This window comes from Agrobacterium tumefaciens (genome assembly GCF_005221325.1).
In the GTDB taxonomy this organism is placed as follows: domain Bacteria; phylum Pseudomonadota; class Alphaproteobacteria; order Rhizobiales; family Rhizobiaceae; genus Agrobacterium.
In genome coordinates this window covers 1,482,426-1,496,624 of sequence record NZ_CP039888.1, presented here as the reverse complement: position 1 = coordinate 1,496,624, position 14,199 = coordinate 1,482,426, and the positions used below count along the sequence as shown (strand labels likewise).

Sequence of the window (14,199 nt, the reverse complement as noted above, 5' to 3'; positions counted from 1 at the left end):
CGCATTTTTTGAAAGAAAGCAGGCATCGCCTTGGCCACCGAAATCAAGCTTGAAACGCCGCGCCAGGAAGCCGTTCTGCGCCTCATCGATCTCTCCAACGCCTACATGGCCTCGCTTTACCCCGCCGAGAGCAATCATCTGGTCGATATCGGCGCGCTCGAGAAGGACAATGTTTCCTTTTTCGTCGCCCGGCATGACGGCCGAGTCGTCGGCTGCGGTGCGCTGGTGGAGGCGGGTGACGGCACGGCGGAGGTGAAGCGCATGTTCGTTGATCCCGAGACGCGGGGATTGCGCATCGGCAAGCTGATCATGGATACGCTTGTTGCGCGCGGCACGGAGCTTGGTCTTTCCGCCATCCGGCTCGAAACCGGCATCAGTCAGCCGGAGGCGATCGGCCTTTACCGCAAGGCGGGGTTCGTGGAGATCGAGGCCTTTGCGCCCTATAAGCCCGATCCGCTCAGCCTGTTCATGGAGAAGGCGCTCTAGGGCCAAGGCACGGATTGATTGCATGAGCTGGTGTTCCAGGCAACGCCCTTCACACTGGCTTCACCAATCAAAAAGCCGCTTTCCGAAACGCCGTCGTTTCGTCGCTGTCGTCCTGACGCGAAACAGCCTCTGCGGCGGGATCGTTCTGCGTGGGCGGCGGAGGCGGGAGCTCGGCGCTGACGGCAGCGGAAATTTCCACTTCACGCACCCATTCGCGCCAGATCGCGACCAGCAGCGCCATCAGCACCGGGCCGATGAAGAGGCCGAGGAAACCCATGGTCTTGACGCCGCCGACGAGGCCGAAAAACGTTGGCAGGAAGGGCAGCTTGATCGGCCCGCCAACGAGCTTCGGACGGATGGTCTTGTCGACGATGAAAAGTTCGACAGAGCCCCAGACGAAAAGCGCTAGCCCGTGGGCAGGAGAGCCGCTGGCGACCAGATAGACCGACACCAGCGTGAAGGAGAGCGGCGCACCGCCCGGAATGAGGGCCATGACGCCGGTGAGCACGCCGAGCGTGACGGGCGAGGGCACGCCGGCGATCCAGTAGGCGATGCCGAGGATGATGCCTTCGCCGATGGCGATCAGCGTCATGCCTGTTACTGTGGAGCTGATGGTGGCGGGCACGACGCGGGAAATGCGTTCCCAGCGCGTCGGCAGGATGCGCTCACCCACGAGATCGACCTGGCGAGTGAAGGCAGCGCCATTGCGATACACGAAGAACAGCGCAATCAGCATGAAGAGCAGGGTCAGCACCAGATGGAACGCGCCGTTGCCGGCGGCGAGGATCGCCCTGTAGATATTGCCGATATTGGCGCCGCTGACGAGCTGGATGAGTTCGCCGATGGCGCCCGGTGTACCGATATATTTCACCCATTGCTCGCCGAGCCAGGGGCCGACGGCGGGAAGGGCGGCAATCCAGTCCGGCACGGGAGCGCCGATCTTGTTGACATGCACCGCCCAGCCGAACCATTCGCGGATTTCGGTTGCCGTATAGGAGGCGGCGATGAAGATCGGCACCACGAGGAAGGCGATGATGAGGATGATGGCGATGGTGGCGCCGAGCGTGGTGTTGCCGCCCACCTGCCGCAAAAGCCGCGTATAGACCGGCCAGCTGGCGAAACCGATGACAAGGGCGGCGAGAACGGGAACCAGAAAGCCGTTGAAGAAATAGATGCCGGCAAGGACGACCAGAAGGAGCAGCCAGCGCGCAGCCGAAATAGGCGGTATCAGGGCGATCCGCGTCGGGCTGGCGGGACCAAGCCATCTCGGTTCGCCACTGGGCTTACGGCTGTCAATGTTACTCACGGCAGGCTCTTTCTCGCATTCTCCCCTCAAAGGGGTGCATTCACTCTGTCACACCGATACATATAAGTGCAATATAATCGGATCACATTACCGTTGTGTGTTTATTGCGGAAGCTATTGAACGATTTTGGTAAAAATAGAACATCGGTCTTGGCGCGCGCATTGAAATATGACAATTAAACTCCCGTTTTCCGCGGTGTCAGATTGCCGCGCCCGATCTCCAGGTCATGCCATGCTCCGCCGTTTCTTCGCCTATTACCGCCCCTATCGCGGTCTGTTCATTCTCGATTTTTCCTGCGCGGTCCTGTCGGGCGTGCTCGAGCTCGGCTTTCCGATGGCGGTGAAGGCCTTTGTCGACGTGCTTCTGCCGGGCGGCGAATGGGGCATCATTCTGGCGGCGTCTGTCGGGTTGCTCGTCATCTATGTGCTGAACACCGGGTTGATGGCGACCGTCACCTATTGGGGACACATGCTCGGCATCAATATCGAAACCGACATGCGGCGGCTGGCCTTCGATCACCTGCAGAAGCTTTCCTTCCGTTATTTCGATAACCAGAAAACCGGCCATCTGGTCGGACGGCTGACCAAGGATCTGGAAGAGATCGGCGAGGTGGCCCATCACGGCCCCGAGGATCTGTTCATTGCCATTATGACCTTCATCGGCGCTTTCCTGCTGATGATGTCGGTCAATGTGCAGCTGGCGCTCGTCACCGCCGCCGTCGTGCCGGTCACCGCCTGGGTGACCAGCCGTTATGGCGGCCGCATGACGCAGAATTTTCGCGCGCTCTATGGTCGTGTTGGGGATTTCAACGCCCGTATCGAGGAAAATGTCGGCGGCATGCGGGTGGTGCAGGCCTTTGCCAATGAGGACCACGAGCGCGCGCTGTTCGAGAAGGACAACCTGAAATACCGTCGTACCAAGCTGGATGCCTACAAGATCATGGCGGCCAGCACATCGCTCAGCTATATGAGCATGCGTCTGACGCAGATGATCGTGATGATCTGCGGCGCTTGGTTCGTGCTCAGCGGCAGCCTGACGGAAGGCGGCTTCGTGGGTTTCCTGCTGCTGGTCGGCGTGTTCTTCCGCCCGGTGGAAAAGATCAATTCGGTCATCGAGACCTATCCGAAGGGCATTGCCGGTTTCCGCCGCTTCACCGAGCTTCTGGATACCGCGCCTGATATCGTCGATGCGCCTGACGCAATCGACGCGCCGGCTCTGTCAGGCGCGATCGAATATAGCCATGTCGGCTTCGGTTATGCCGAGGGCAAGCGGGTTCTCGACAATATCGACCTGAAGATCAGCGCCGGCGAGACCGTGGCCTTTGTCGGCCCCTCCGGTGCTGGCAAGACGACGCTCTGCTCGCTGCTGCCGCGCTTTTACGATGTCACCAGCGGTTCGATCACCATCGACGGCATCGATATCAGGAAAATGAAGCTCGCCTCGCTACGCAACCAGATCGGCATCGTGCAGCAGGATGTCTTCCTGTTCGGCGGCACGATCCGCGAGAATATCGAATATGGCCGGCTTGGCGCTTCTGACGCAGAGATCATGGATGCGGCCCGGCGTGCGCGTCTTGATGGTGTCATCGAGGCCATGCCGCTCGGGCTCGATACCGTCATCGGTGAGCGCGGCGTGAAATTGTCCGGCGGGCAGAAGCAGCGTCTTGCCATTGCCCGCATGTTCCTCAAGAACCCGCCGATCCTTATTCTGGACGAGGCGACCTCCGCGCTCGACACGGAAACCGAACGGGCCATCCAGCAATCGCTGACGGAACTCGCCAGGGGCCGCACCACGCTCGTCATCGCCCACCGGCTGGCGACGATCCGTGATGCTTCACGCATCGTGGTGGTGGACCAGACCGGCATCGCCGAAACCGGCGCTCATGCCGAGCTTCTGGCCGCCAAGGGCCATTACAGCCGGTTGCATGAGGCGCAGTTCAGCGGGCATCTCGCGGGCCTGAGTTAACGGCTGCGCCTGCGCTTACCCGTCGTTTTCCGCGGCCTGTTCCTCCACGATGCCGGGGTTCGGCTCTGGCTTGCCGGGGTGGCTGGTGACGAGGTAACCCATGGCCACCGCCGCGGCTACGATGAACAGCAGCACGATGCCGCTGATCGTCATCAGCCAGTCGCGCGGCCTTCGGTGCGCCATGATATATCTGGGCCATCGGCTCGGATGGTTCACCAGGCTGAATTTATGGCCGTGTCGCATGAACTTCCCCGGTTATTGAATTGCTTTCTGACCATTCAACGCATGCGGGTTCGCAGCTGTTCCGAAATGGCCGGGCAGGGGTGATGACAAGGCCGTGAGGCGTGAGCCCCGGCTTTTACAGGCGCCCATTGCCCACCGGTCCGCGTGCGGTGATCCCCTGCATGTGCCGCTATCTTTCTATCATGCAGGCCTTGAACCAAATCCCGGCAATGCGCGTTGGCGTGGCGGGAGGAGCCTTTTCACCTCCAGTCGCTCTTGCGGCTGGCCTGCGGCTTAACGTCGGAATAACGGTAGGGAAGGCCCGCATTCATCCCTGAAACTCCGCTTGCCAGTCCGCATCCTTTGTGAGAATGATTTGCAATTGCAGCAATTCGATTTCCATGAAAGCACAGAAGATGGACAAGCCAGTCTTTGGATGGCGGCGGAACGGTGATGATCTTTCGCTGTCCGACGTTCACAGTTCGATCCGCATCAAGCCGGATGCCAGCACGTTTCGCCGGGCCATGGCCTTTTTTGGCCCCGGCTATCTCGTCGCGGTCGGTTATATGGATCCCGGCAACTGGGCGACATCGCTCGCCGGCGGCTCCAAATTCGGTTACACGCTGCTGACGGTCGCGCTGGTTTCGAACATCATGGCGATCGTTCTTCAGTCGCTCTGTGCCCGTCTTGCGATTGCTTCCGGCCGCGATCTCGCCCAGGCCTGCCGTGATGCCTATCCGAAACCCGTGGCGATGGTGCTGTGGCTGCTTGCGGAAATCGCCATCATCGCCACCGATATTGCCGAGGTGATCGGCACGGCCATCGGCCTCAACCTGATTTTCGGCATTCCGCTGGAACTCGGCGTTCTCATCACTGCGCTCGATGTGTTCCTGATCCTCTATCTGCAGAAGCTCGGTTTTCGCTGGGTGGAGGCGCTGGTCATCACGCTGCTTGGCGTCATCGCCGTATGTTTCGCCATTCAGGTGGCGCTGGCCGACCCTGACTGGGGGCAGGTGATCCTTGGGTTTGCGCCGACGACTGAGATCGTCACCAATCCGGACATGCTGTATCTCGCGCTCGGCATTCTGGGTGCGACTGTCATGCCGCATAATCTCTACCTGCATTCGGGCATCGTGCAGACCCGCGAAATCGGCCCCACCGTTGCCGAAAAACGTGAGGCGTTGAAATTCGCCACGCTCGATTCCACCATCGCGCTGATGTTCGCCCTGCTGATCAACGCCTCGATCCTCATCCTCGCAGCGGCGACCTTCAACAAGGCGGGGCAGACCAATGTCGCCGAACTCGGCGAAGCGCATAATCTGCTGGCACCTCTGCTCGGCCTTGCCATTGCGCCGACACTGTTCGGCGTGGCGCTTTTATGCTGCGGCATCAATTCCGCCGTCACGGCAACGCTCGCCGGCCAGATCGTGATGGAGGGTTTCCTCAAGATGCGGCTCGCCCCCTGGCTGCGCCGCCTCATCACCCGCGCCATCGCCATCGTCCCCGCCGCCGCCGTGACCATCTTTTACGGCGACAGCGGCACGGCCGAACTGCTGATCCTGACGCAGGTGGTGCTCAGCCTGCAACTCTCCTTCGCCGTCTTCCCGCTCGTCATGTTCACCGCCGACAAGGCCAAGATGGGTGAGTTGCGCTCGCCGCTTTGGCTCTCGGCCTTTGCATGGCTGATCGCGGTGGTGATTGCGGCGCTGAATGTGAAGCTGCTGGTGGATTTTATGGGGTGAGGCGGGTCAGGCCGCGCCTTTACGGAGCGCGGCCGCCGTTCCCTCGGGGTCGATGGCGATGACTTTCAGATAGGCGCGGGCTGGTTGATCTGGCTCGCTACGGCCCTGTTCCCAATCGCGCAGTGTGCCGAGCGGGATATGATAACGCGCGGAAAACTCCTCCTGCGTCAGCTTTAGAGCCCGGCGGATGATCTTGATGCGCGGCATTCTGGGGGCGGAGGCGAGCTTTTCGGCCGAAAGCGGTGGATTGTCGGGATCGGCCAGTGCATTGGCTTCCGCTTCTTCATCAGTCATCGCGTGAAGACGAGCCCAGTCGGTTTGGTCGATTTTACCAGCCATTGTCGTCGTATTCCTTACGCTCCGCGCGTGTCGCTTTTCGTGCAGAAATGATGCGGATTGTTTCGCTTCGTTCGGTGTAAATAATGGTTAGAACCAATCCGTTGCCCAATCCCACTATACGACGTCGGACTTCATCATAATTCGCCGAACGATCTTCGATATCCACCGCAAAGGGATCGTCAAAAACTTTACGGGCCGTTTCAAAACTAACGCCATGTTTGGCGAGATTGGCTGACGCCTTATGTGCATTCCATTCGAAATATAACATTCTGAACTACGGGCTTCCAGTAGTTTCAATAAATAAAACATCAAAACAATAAGGGCTCTTTCATATCTGAAAGAGCCCTCAAGACTAATCATTTTTTGGTGGTGCTGCCTAAGCTAAATCCTTAGCTGCAACCGCTCGTCGCACCGCAAGTATCGCACTTCTCGCAGGTGCCATTCCGCACCATCGTGAAGTTCTGGCATTCCGAGCACATATTGCCCGTATAGCCCTGTGCGATCGAGCGCATGCGGCGTTCGTTTTCCACCTTCTTGGCTTCCGTCTTCGCCGAAGCAGCGTCTGCTGCGGCCTTGTCGGAGAAGAGGGCGGTGGCCGTCTGCTGGGATTCCTGGACGACCTCGTCGATCACTTCTTCGGCGATTTCTTCGGCCAGTTCCTTGGCGCGCTCCTCATAGTCCCGCTTGAAGGAGACGATTTCTGACGTTGCGATCGCGACCGTCGGTTCCAGCTTGCGGGCGGCGGAGCCTGCAAAGGAGGTGACGTTGGCTGATGCGCCGGCGGGGGCCGCCGTTGCCGAGCCCTTGGGTTCGGCAGCGGAGCGATCGCCTTCGTTGCTGGAAACCAGCGTCGGCTTGTAACCGCGTGTCCAGCCGGTGGAGAGCAGGTTGGTCTTGCCTTCCTGAATACCCTTGCCGAGCGCCGTGTTGGAGAAGTCGGACGTATCGACATGGGCGAGATCGTGGCGGCCGAGATAGGAGACGGCGAGTTCGCGGAACACGTAGTCGAGGATCGACGTGGCGTTCTTGATCGCGTCGTTGCCCTGCACCATGCCGGCCGGTTCGAACTTGGTGAAGGTGAATGCCTCCACATATTCTTCCAGCGGCACGCCATATTGCAGGCCGAGCGAAATGGCGATTGCGAAATTGTTCATCATCGCACGGAAGGCGGCACCTTCCTTGTGCATGTCGATGAAGATTTCGCCGATGCGGCCGTCACCGAATTCGCCGGTGCGCAGATAGACCTTGTGACCGCCGACGGTTGCCTTCTGGGTGTAACCCTGACGGCGGTTCGGCAGCTTTTCACGCTCGCGGGAAACACGCTCGATGACGCGTTCGACGATCTTTTCGGTGATCGTCACGGCCTGCTGGGCGAGCGGCTGCTGGATCAGTTCCTCGACGAAATCTTCGTCGTCCTCATCTTCCACCAGCGAGGCGTTGAGCGGCTGGGACAGCTTGGAGCCATCGCGGTAGAGGGCGTTGGCCTTCAGCGCCAGCTTCCAGGACAGCATGTAGGCTGCGCCGCAATCCTCAACCGTTGCATCGTTCGGCATGTTGATCGTCTTGGAGATCGCACCGGAGATGAATGGCTGTGCCGCTGCCATCATGCGGATATGCGATTCGACCGAGAGATAACGCTTGCCGATCTTGCCGCAGGGGTTGGCGCAATCGAAGACCGCCAGGTGTTCGTTCTTCAGGAACGGTGCGCCTTCCAGCGTCATCGCACCGCAGACGTGAACGTTTGCCGCTTCGATGTCCTTCTTCGCAAAACCGAGATGGTCGAGCAGGTTGAAGCTCATGTCGGAGAGCTGCTCGTCGGAAACTTTCAGCGTGCCCTTGAGGAAGTCAGCGCCGAGCGTCCACTGGTTGAAGACGAACTTGATGTCGAAGGCGCTTTTGAGCGCGGCGTTGACGGCTTCGATCTTCTCATCGGTGAAGCCCTTGGCCTTCAGCGTCGAGGGGTTGATGGCCGGCGCCTGGTTGAGATTGCCATGGCCGACAGCATAGGCTTCGATCTCGGCGATCTGGCTTTCGGAATAACCGAGCGAACGCAGCGCATCCGGAACCGCGCGGTTGATGATCTTGAAATAACCGCCGCCGGCGAGCTTCTTGAACTTCACCAGCGCGAAATCGGGCTCGATGCCGGTCGTGTCGCAATCCATCACGAGGCCGATCGTGCCGGTCGGCGCGATAACCGTCGTCTGGGCGTTGCGGTAGCCGTGCTGTTCGCCGAGCGCCAGCGCCTTGTCCCAAGCGGCTGTCGCATGGGCGATGAGGTCCTGGTCGGTGCAATCGGCATGGATGAGCGCGACCGGGTTGACCGACAGGCCCTCATAACCATCCGACAGGCCATGGGCGGCGCGGCGGTGGTTGCGGATGACGCGCAGCATGTTGTCGCGGTTCGGCGCAAAGCTCGGGAACGGGCCAAGCTCGCCGGCCATTTCAGCCGAGGTTGCGTAGGAAACGCCGGTCATGATCGCGGTAAGCGCACCGGCAATGGCGCGGCCCTCATCGCTGTCATAGGGAATGCCCGACGACATCAGCAGGCCGCCGATATTGGCGTAACCGAGGCCGAGCGTGCGGTATTCATAGGAGCGTTCGGCAATCTGGCGCGACGGGAACTGCGCCATCATGACCGACACTTCGAGAACGACGGTCCACAGGCGAACGGCATGTTCGTAATCGGCGATATCGATGCGCTTCGTCCTGGCATCCTTGAACTGAAGCAGGTTCAGCGAGGCAAGGTTGCAGGCCGTGTCGTCGAGGAACATATATTCCGAGCACGGGTTGGAAGCGCGGATCGGGCCTTCGGCCGGCGAGGTGTGCCAGTCGTTCATGGTGGTGTTGAAGTGCAGGCCGGGATCGGCGGAAGCCCAGGCGGCGTGGGAAATCTTTTCCCAGAGATCGCGGGCCTTCAGCGTCTTCATGACCTTGCCGTCCTTGCGGGCGGTGAGGTTCCAGTCGCCGTCATTTTCGACAGCGCGCAGGAAGTCGTCCTTCAGCGATACGGAATTGTTGGAGTTCTGGCCGGATACCGTCAGATAGGCTTCCGAATCCCAATCCGTGTCGTAGGTCTTGAACTGAATGTCCTTGTAACCCTGTTCGGCGAACTGGATGACGCGCTTGACGTAGTTTTCCGGCACCATGTCCTTCTTGGCAGCGCGGATTTCGCGCTTCAGGGCAGGGTTCTTGGCCGGGTCGAAACAATCGCCATTGTCAGCCTCGCAGTTGACGCAGGCCTTCATGATCGCCTTCAGGTGCTTGGCGACGATCTTGGAACCGGTGACGAGAGCGGCAACCTTCTGCTCCTCGTTCACCTTCCAGTCGATATAGGCTTCGATGTCAGGGTGATCGGCATCAACGACGACCATCTTCGCCGCACGGCGAGTGGTGCCGCCGGACTTGATGGCGCCGGCTGCGCGGTCGCCGATCTTGAGGAAGCTCATCAGACCCGAGGACTTGCCGCCGCCGGAAAGCTTTTCGCCTTCGCCGCGGAGATAGGAGAAGTTGGAGCCGGTGCCGGAGCCATATTTGAACAGGCGCGCTTCACGCACCCACAGATCCATGATGCCGCCTTCATTGACCAGATCGTCTTCGACGGACTGGATGAAGCAGGCATGCGGCTGCGGATGTTCGTAGGCGGACTTGGACTTGGTCAGCTTGCCCGTGAAGGGGTCGACATAGAAGTGGCCCTGGCCGGGGCCATCAATGCCATAGGCCCAGTGCAGGCCGGTGTTGAACCATTGCGGGCTGTTCGGCGCAACGCGCTGGGTGGCGAGCATATAGGCAAGCTCGTCGCGGAAGGCGAGGGCATCTTCTTCGGACGAGAAATATTTGCCCTTCCAACCCCAATAGGCCCAGGTGCCGGCCAGACGGTCGAAGACCTGGCGCGCATCGGTCTCGGAGCCGAAACGTTCGGCTTCCGGCACGTCCTTCAGCGCCTTTTCATCGGGAACGGAGCGCCACAGGAAGGACGGAACGTCGTTTTCCTCGACCTTTTTCAGGAACTTCGGCACGCCGGCCTTGCGGAAATATTTCTGCGCCAGAACGTCGGTCGCAACCTGGCTGAACTGCGCGGGAACGTCGATATCAGCCAGACGGAACACGATCGATCCATCCGGGTTCTTGATTTCACTGACGGCCTTGCGGAAGTCGATCTCCGCATAAGGCGATTGGCCGGGCTTCGTGAAGCGGCGTTCAATGCGCATGGTTTCCTGTCCTCGTCCATTGGGCGCCCGGCAAAGGGCGCAAAAATCCGGTCCAGCCGTGCGATGCCTTCGCGCAGCCGGGTGTTGCCGATCTGTAAGGGATGTTCATCCTTGGATATGATCCCTGTATCTCGTGGCTTATTCGGCTGCAAGCATAGTTTGGAATACTAAATATAGTATCAACAGCTTCCTGCCGCCAGTCCCCGCATGATGTTTTTGGCGGTTTCTGCAAGGCGCACGAAACCCACCGGCGAACCGCCCCCTCATGGTCGGGACGCCGCTCTGGACCTGCGCGCTGAAGATGGAGAAGAACCGGCCTCGTTACTTTCCGGTCCGTTGCCGCCGCAACATAAGTGTCACTTTCCTCTCGTGACACAGATTCGTCAAGACATAGATTGAAACGCATTTTTAACCACAAGATATTGTGTGGAGTGCCTGTGGAAAACGGGGATAGGAAAAGCAATTAGAAAAATCAGTGACTTGGCGGAAAAATTTGAAGCTTGCGCGAGGCTGGTTTCCGCAACGGAAAGGCAAAACCCCGCATTTCCGGGGTGAGGCATAATGGCGACACTGCGGTTTTTCCGTGTTTTCCGCAGCTGTCAAAAAAGACGTTTCTCCACAAAAAACCGCCCTCGAAGGGGCGGCTTTTCAGAGCTGATTTCAGCGGTGACAGGCAATCAGCCGCGCGAACCCTTGGCGATCGGCTCCTGATAGGTGAAGCCCATGTCCCAGGGAAAATAAATCCAGGTGTCCTGGCTGACTTCGGTGACAAAAGTGTCGATGGTCGGCACGCCCTTCGGTTTGGCGTAAACGCAGGCGAAATGCGCCTTCGGCAACATTTCGCGCACTTCCAGCGCCGTCTTGCCGGTATCGGTGAGGTCGTCGACGACAAGCACGCCTTCGCCGGCATCAGCCGTCAGTTCCGGCGCCACGCCCTTCAAGAGAACCGTGTCGCCCTGGTTGACATAGTCATGACGCGTGGCGATGCAGACCGTGTCGATCATGCGGATGTTCAGTTCACGGGAAATGATCGCCGCCGGAACGAGGCCGCCGCGGGTGATGCAGACGATCGCCCGGAACTCTTTGTCGAGGCCGGCAAGGCGCCATGCAAGCGCGCGGGCATCACGGTGGAACTGGTCCCAGGAGACGGGAAAGGCTTTATCGGGAAGGGACATGTCGTCTACCATCTGGTCAAAATTGTCGGTGGCTTTGGCTAATAGCCGCAAGACCGGCAAAAAGGCAAGCGTTCCGCGTAAAGGCGAGAGCGGGAGATTGCGGCGCTACTCGCGCCGCATTCATTTTTAACGCGACAGCAGCGTCATCGCCGTCATGGAATCGAGCAGGGTGCGGGTGACGCCGCCGAACAGCAGTTCCCACCAGCGGGAATGGCCATAGGCGCCCATGACCAGAAGGTCGATGCTGTTATCGGACAGGCGGTTTTCGATAGCCGCCTGCGGCGAAAGCCCGGCGATCTTTTCCTGCGAGGTGACCGTGACATTCACACCGTGGCGGGCAAGCGTGGCGGCGAGTTCAGCACCGGCAAGGCCCGCAGACTGCGTTTCGCTCTCGGATTGGTCGACGGAGAAAATCTCGACGCTATCGGCCGCCTTCAGGAAGGGCAGGGCGTCGAAGGTGGCGCGTGTGGCTTCCCGCGAGCCGTTCCAGGCGATCAGGACGCGCTTGATCGGCTTGGCGACGGTCAGCACATGCGGCACGAGGAGAACGGGGCGGCCGCTTTCATAAAGGAAGCCGTCAATATCGGAGCGGCTGTCGGACAGTGCCGAAGAGCTGCTCTGGCGCGCGACGACAAGATCGGCGCAGCGGGCGCTGTCGATGGCTGATGCGGAGGCGTAACCCACCGACGTGACGAAGCTGCGCCATTCATGCGAGATGCCGTTGGCTGACAGCGTGCGCTCGAAAAGCGTGCCGACATCGGTGGTTTCTTTGTGCGCCACATCCTGCAGTGCCTGCACGGTGGCGGGGTCGGGAATTTCCATCGGCGCGACCAGTGGAACGGCCGCCAGGGTTTCCATGTGCAGGCCGATCACATGCGAGGAAAACTGGTCGGCAAGGCTCACCACGAATTCGCCGAGCTTCTGCGTGTTCGAAACATTATCGACCACTGCCAGTATCGTTTTGTAACCCATTTCTCTCTCCTCGGTGACATCTGTTTTCTGTGGGGAGAGTGGCCGTCTTTGCCGATGGCCACCTTGATTTTGGTCAACTCAACGCCTTGAAACTTCTCTCTCAGGCTGTCGCATCGCCCTTGCTTGCGGCCAGCTGTTTCTCCTGGCCGATCGCTTCGATCATGGCTGCCACCGCCTCGGCTGCCGCCTTCAGCACGCCGGCGTCACGGGCGCGCACGACGATCTCGGTGGAGAAGCGCTGCCCGTCATATTTCGGATAGGAGCCGATGCTGGTTTCGGGGTGGGCCTTCTGGATGGCCGTCAGCGGCGTGCCGATATCGCCTTCGCCATAGGGCGAGCGCACCGCCTGCGACATGACCTTCGCGCCGGTGCGCAGGGTCGGCATGACATTGTCTAGCATGGCCTGGAACACCTGCGGCACGCCGGCCATGACGTAGACATTGCCGATGATGAAGCCGGGAGCGACGGAAACCGGATTGGCAATATGGGCCGCACCTCTCGGCATACGCGCCATGCGCTTTCGCGCCTCGGTGAATTCCATTTCGCGGACGCGATACATGTCGCCCAGGAGGCGCAGCGCCTCGGCATCGTGTTCGCAGGGCAGGCCGAACGCCGCAGAGACCGCATCGGCGGTAATGTCGTCATGGGTCGGGCCGATGCCGCCCGAGGTGAAGACATAATCATAACGGCTGCGCAGCGCGTTCAGCGCCTCGACGATCTCGTCCTCCTCGTCGGCGACGATGCGTACTTCCTTGAGGTCGATCCCCGACATGGTGAGCACATCCGCAAGATGCCCGATATTCTTGTCCTTGGTGCGGCCCGACAGCAACTCGTCGCCGATGGCGAGCATGGCGGCGGTGACAACGGAGGAGGTGGAGGAGGGATTGGACATGGGTGCACTCGTCATCTGTTTTATCAGACGTTAGCCCTGCGCCAGGGGAATGCAAAGCGGTTTTGAAAAAATGTCTTTTTGTAAATGGTGGACGTTCCGGTTTTCCGTTCACTCATGGTGAACAGTGCGTATGCCAATCCCCGGCTGGCGGGATGAGGGTCCGTCAGCTACCTTCTCGTCATACACATTTCACGGATCAACGCCGATGATCATCGAGTTTTTGAAGAAGCTTCTGGCCGGTACGCCGGAAACAGTTCCAACAAAGGAAACGAAGAGAATGACGAAGGTTCTGGTACTTTATTACTCCTCTTACGGCCATATCGAGACAATGGCCTATGCGGTTGCCGAAGGCGTGAAGTCCACCGGCGCGGAAGCCGTGGTCAAGCGCGTTCCCGAACTGGTTCCGGAAGAGGTCGCCAAGGCCTCGCACTTCAAGATGGATCAGCCGGCACCCGTAGCGACGGTAGACGAACTGGCCGAATACGACGCCATCATCGTCGGCGCGGGCACGCGCTTCGGCACGGTTGCCTCGCAGATGCGCAATTTCTGGGACCAGACCGGCGGCCTGTGGTTCAGCGGCAAGCTGGTTGGCAAGGTCGGCTCGGCCTTCACCTCGTCCGCCACCCAGCACGGCGGTCAGGAATCGACCATTCTCGGTTTCATCCCCACCTTCCTGCACCATGGCATGGCCGTCGTTGGTCTGCCCTATGCCTTCCAGCGCCAGATGGGCGTCGATGAAATCAAGGGCGGTTCACCCTATGGCGCTTCCACCATCACCGATGGTGACGGCTCGCGCCAGCCTTCCGCAATCGAGCTGGAAGCCGCCCGTTATCAGGGCGCGCATGTCGCCAAGCTGGCCGCCAAGCTTTCTGCCTGAGCCAACGTTTATTGA

Annotated in this window: 12 protein-coding genes; 4 read left to right on the top strand and 8 right to left on the bottom strand. The window is 59.9% G+C overall.

The features are described 5' to 3' along the window. Positions 1-30: 30 nt before the first annotated feature. On the top strand, positions 31-486 hold the full coding sequence (locus CFBP5499_RS07795) for a GNAT family N-acetyltransferase (RefSeq protein ID WP_080824949.1): 456 nt from the start codon (positions 31-33) through the stop codon (positions 484-486). 67 nt (positions 487-553) lie between these two features. Here CFBP5499_RS07795 and CFBP5499_RS07790 read toward each other — a convergent pair whose 3' ends face one another. After that, positions 554-1,792, bottom strand: coding sequence for an AI-2E family transporter (locus CFBP5499_RS07790; protein WP_080824950.1), 1,239 nt, complete (start codon positions 1,790-1,792; stop codon positions 554-556). Positions 1,793-2,023: 231 nt separating this feature from the next. Between CFBP5499_RS07790 and CFBP5499_RS07785 the strand changes: the two genes are divergently transcribed. Continuing rightward, positions 2,024-3,757, top strand: coding sequence for an ABC transporter ATP-binding protein (locus tag CFBP5499_RS07785; protein ID WP_080824951.1), 1,734 nt, complete (start codon positions 2,024-2,026; stop codon positions 3,755-3,757). Between the two features lie 15 nt (positions 3,758-3,772). On the opposite strand, the gene CFBP5499_RS07780 is transcribed toward CFBP5499_RS07785, so the two are convergent. Beyond that, the gene (locus tag CFBP5499_RS07780) at positions 3,773-4,000 is read right to left on the bottom strand and encodes a hypothetical protein (RefSeq protein WP_080824952.1); all 228 of its coding nucleotides are present in this window, start codon (positions 3,998-4,000) and stop codon (positions 3,773-3,775) included. A gap of 395 nt (positions 4,001-4,395) precedes the next feature. Here CFBP5499_RS07780 and CFBP5499_RS07775 point away from each other — a divergent pair, with 395 nt between their 5' ends. Continuing rightward, a complete protein-coding gene (locus CFBP5499_RS07775; protein ID WP_175416772.1) occupies positions 4,396-5,721 on the top strand; it encodes an Nramp family divalent metal transporter in 1,326 nt (441 codons plus the stop codon). Between the two features lie 6 nt (positions 5,722-5,727). On the opposite strand, the gene CFBP5499_RS07770 is transcribed toward CFBP5499_RS07775, so the two are convergent. From CFBP5499_RS07770 to CFBP5499_RS07745, 6 genes are all read right to left on the bottom strand, one after another. Next, positions 5,728-6,060 carry a helix-turn-helix domain-containing protein gene (locus CFBP5499_RS07770; protein WP_175416653.1) on the bottom strand — a complete coding sequence of 111 codons (333 nt, stop codon included), beginning with the start codon at positions 6,058-6,060 and terminating at the stop codon, positions 5,728-5,730. Continuing rightward, positions 6,050-6,328, bottom strand: coding sequence for a BrnT family toxin (locus tag CFBP5499_RS07765; protein WP_080824954.1), 279 nt, complete (start codon positions 6,326-6,328; stop codon positions 6,050-6,052). The genes CFBP5499_RS07770 and CFBP5499_RS07765 overlap by 11 nt, the downstream gene beginning before the upstream one ends. A gap of 121 nt (positions 6,329-6,449) precedes the next feature. Further along, the gene (locus CFBP5499_RS07760) at positions 6,450-10,268 is read right to left on the bottom strand and encodes a vitamin B12-dependent ribonucleotide reductase (RefSeq protein WP_080824955.1); all 3,819 of its coding nucleotides are present in this window, start codon (positions 10,266-10,268) and stop codon (positions 6,450-6,452) included. Between the two features lie 677 nt (positions 10,269-10,945). Next, complete coding sequence (gpt, locus tag CFBP5499_RS07755) at positions 10,946-11,443, bottom strand: xanthine phosphoribosyltransferase (RefSeq protein WP_080790571.1); 498 nt, start codon at positions 11,441-11,443, stop codon at positions 10,946-10,948. A gap of 126 nt (positions 11,444-11,569) precedes the next feature. Then, positions 11,570-12,415, bottom strand: a complete 846-nt coding sequence (locus tag CFBP5499_RS07750; protein ID WP_080808530.1) for a universal stress protein — start codon at positions 12,413-12,415, stop codon at positions 11,570-11,572. Between the two features lie 100 nt (positions 12,416-12,515). Next, positions 12,516-13,307, bottom strand: a complete 792-nt coding sequence (locus CFBP5499_RS07745; protein ID WP_080824956.1) for a competence/damage-inducible protein A — start codon at positions 13,305-13,307, stop codon at positions 12,516-12,518. A gap of 277 nt (positions 13,308-13,584) precedes the next feature. Between CFBP5499_RS07745 and wrbA the strand changes: the two genes are divergently transcribed. Continuing rightward, on the top strand, positions 13,585-14,184 hold the full coding sequence (gene wrbA, locus CFBP5499_RS07740) for an NAD(P)H:quinone oxidoreductase type IV (protein WP_137066303.1): 600 nt from the start codon (positions 13,585-13,587) through the stop codon (positions 14,182-14,184). The last annotated feature ends 15 nt before the right edge of the window (positions 14,185-14,199 follow it).

What these genes read in the sequence shown, in the direction of transcription:
- CFBP5499_RS07785 (WP_080824951.1), top strand. Translation starts at nt 2,024, where the DNA reads ATGCTCCGCCGTTTCTTCGCCTATTACCGCCCCTATCGCGGTCTGTTC.
- CFBP5499_RS07780 (WP_080824952.1), bottom strand. Translation starts at nt 4,000, where the DNA reads ATGCGACACGGCCATAAATTCAGCCTGGTGAACCATCCGAGCCGATGG.
- CFBP5499_RS07775 (WP_175416772.1), top strand. Translation starts at nt 4,396, where the DNA reads ATGGACAAGCCAGTCTTTGGATGGCGGCGGAACGGTGATGATCTTTCG.
- CFBP5499_RS07770 (WP_175416653.1), bottom strand. Translation starts at nt 6,060, where the DNA reads ATGGCTGGTAAAATCGACCAAACCGACTGGGCTCGTCTTCACGCGATG.
- CFBP5499_RS07765 (WP_080824954.1), bottom strand. Translation starts at nt 6,328, where the DNA reads ATGTTATATTTCGAATGGAATGCACATAAGGCGTCAGCCAATCTCGCC.
- CFBP5499_RS07760 (WP_080824955.1), bottom strand. Translation starts at nt 10,268, where the DNA reads ATGCGCATTGAACGCCGCTTCACGAAGCCCGGCCAATCGCCTTATGCG.
- gpt (WP_080790571.1), bottom strand. Translation starts at nt 11,443, where the DNA reads ATGTCCCTTCCCGATAAAGCCTTTCCCGTCTCCTGGGACCAGTTCCAC.
- CFBP5499_RS07750 (WP_080808530.1), bottom strand. Translation starts at nt 12,415, where the DNA reads ATGGGTTACAAAACGATACTGGCAGTGGTCGATAATGTTTCGAACACG.
- CFBP5499_RS07745 (WP_080824956.1), bottom strand. Translation starts at nt 13,307, where the DNA reads ATGTCCAATCCCTCCTCCACCTCCTCCGTTGTCACCGCCGCCATGCTC.
- wrbA (WP_137066303.1), top strand. Translation starts at nt 13,585, where the DNA reads ATGACGAAGGTTCTGGTACTTTATTACTCCTCTTACGGCCATATCGAG.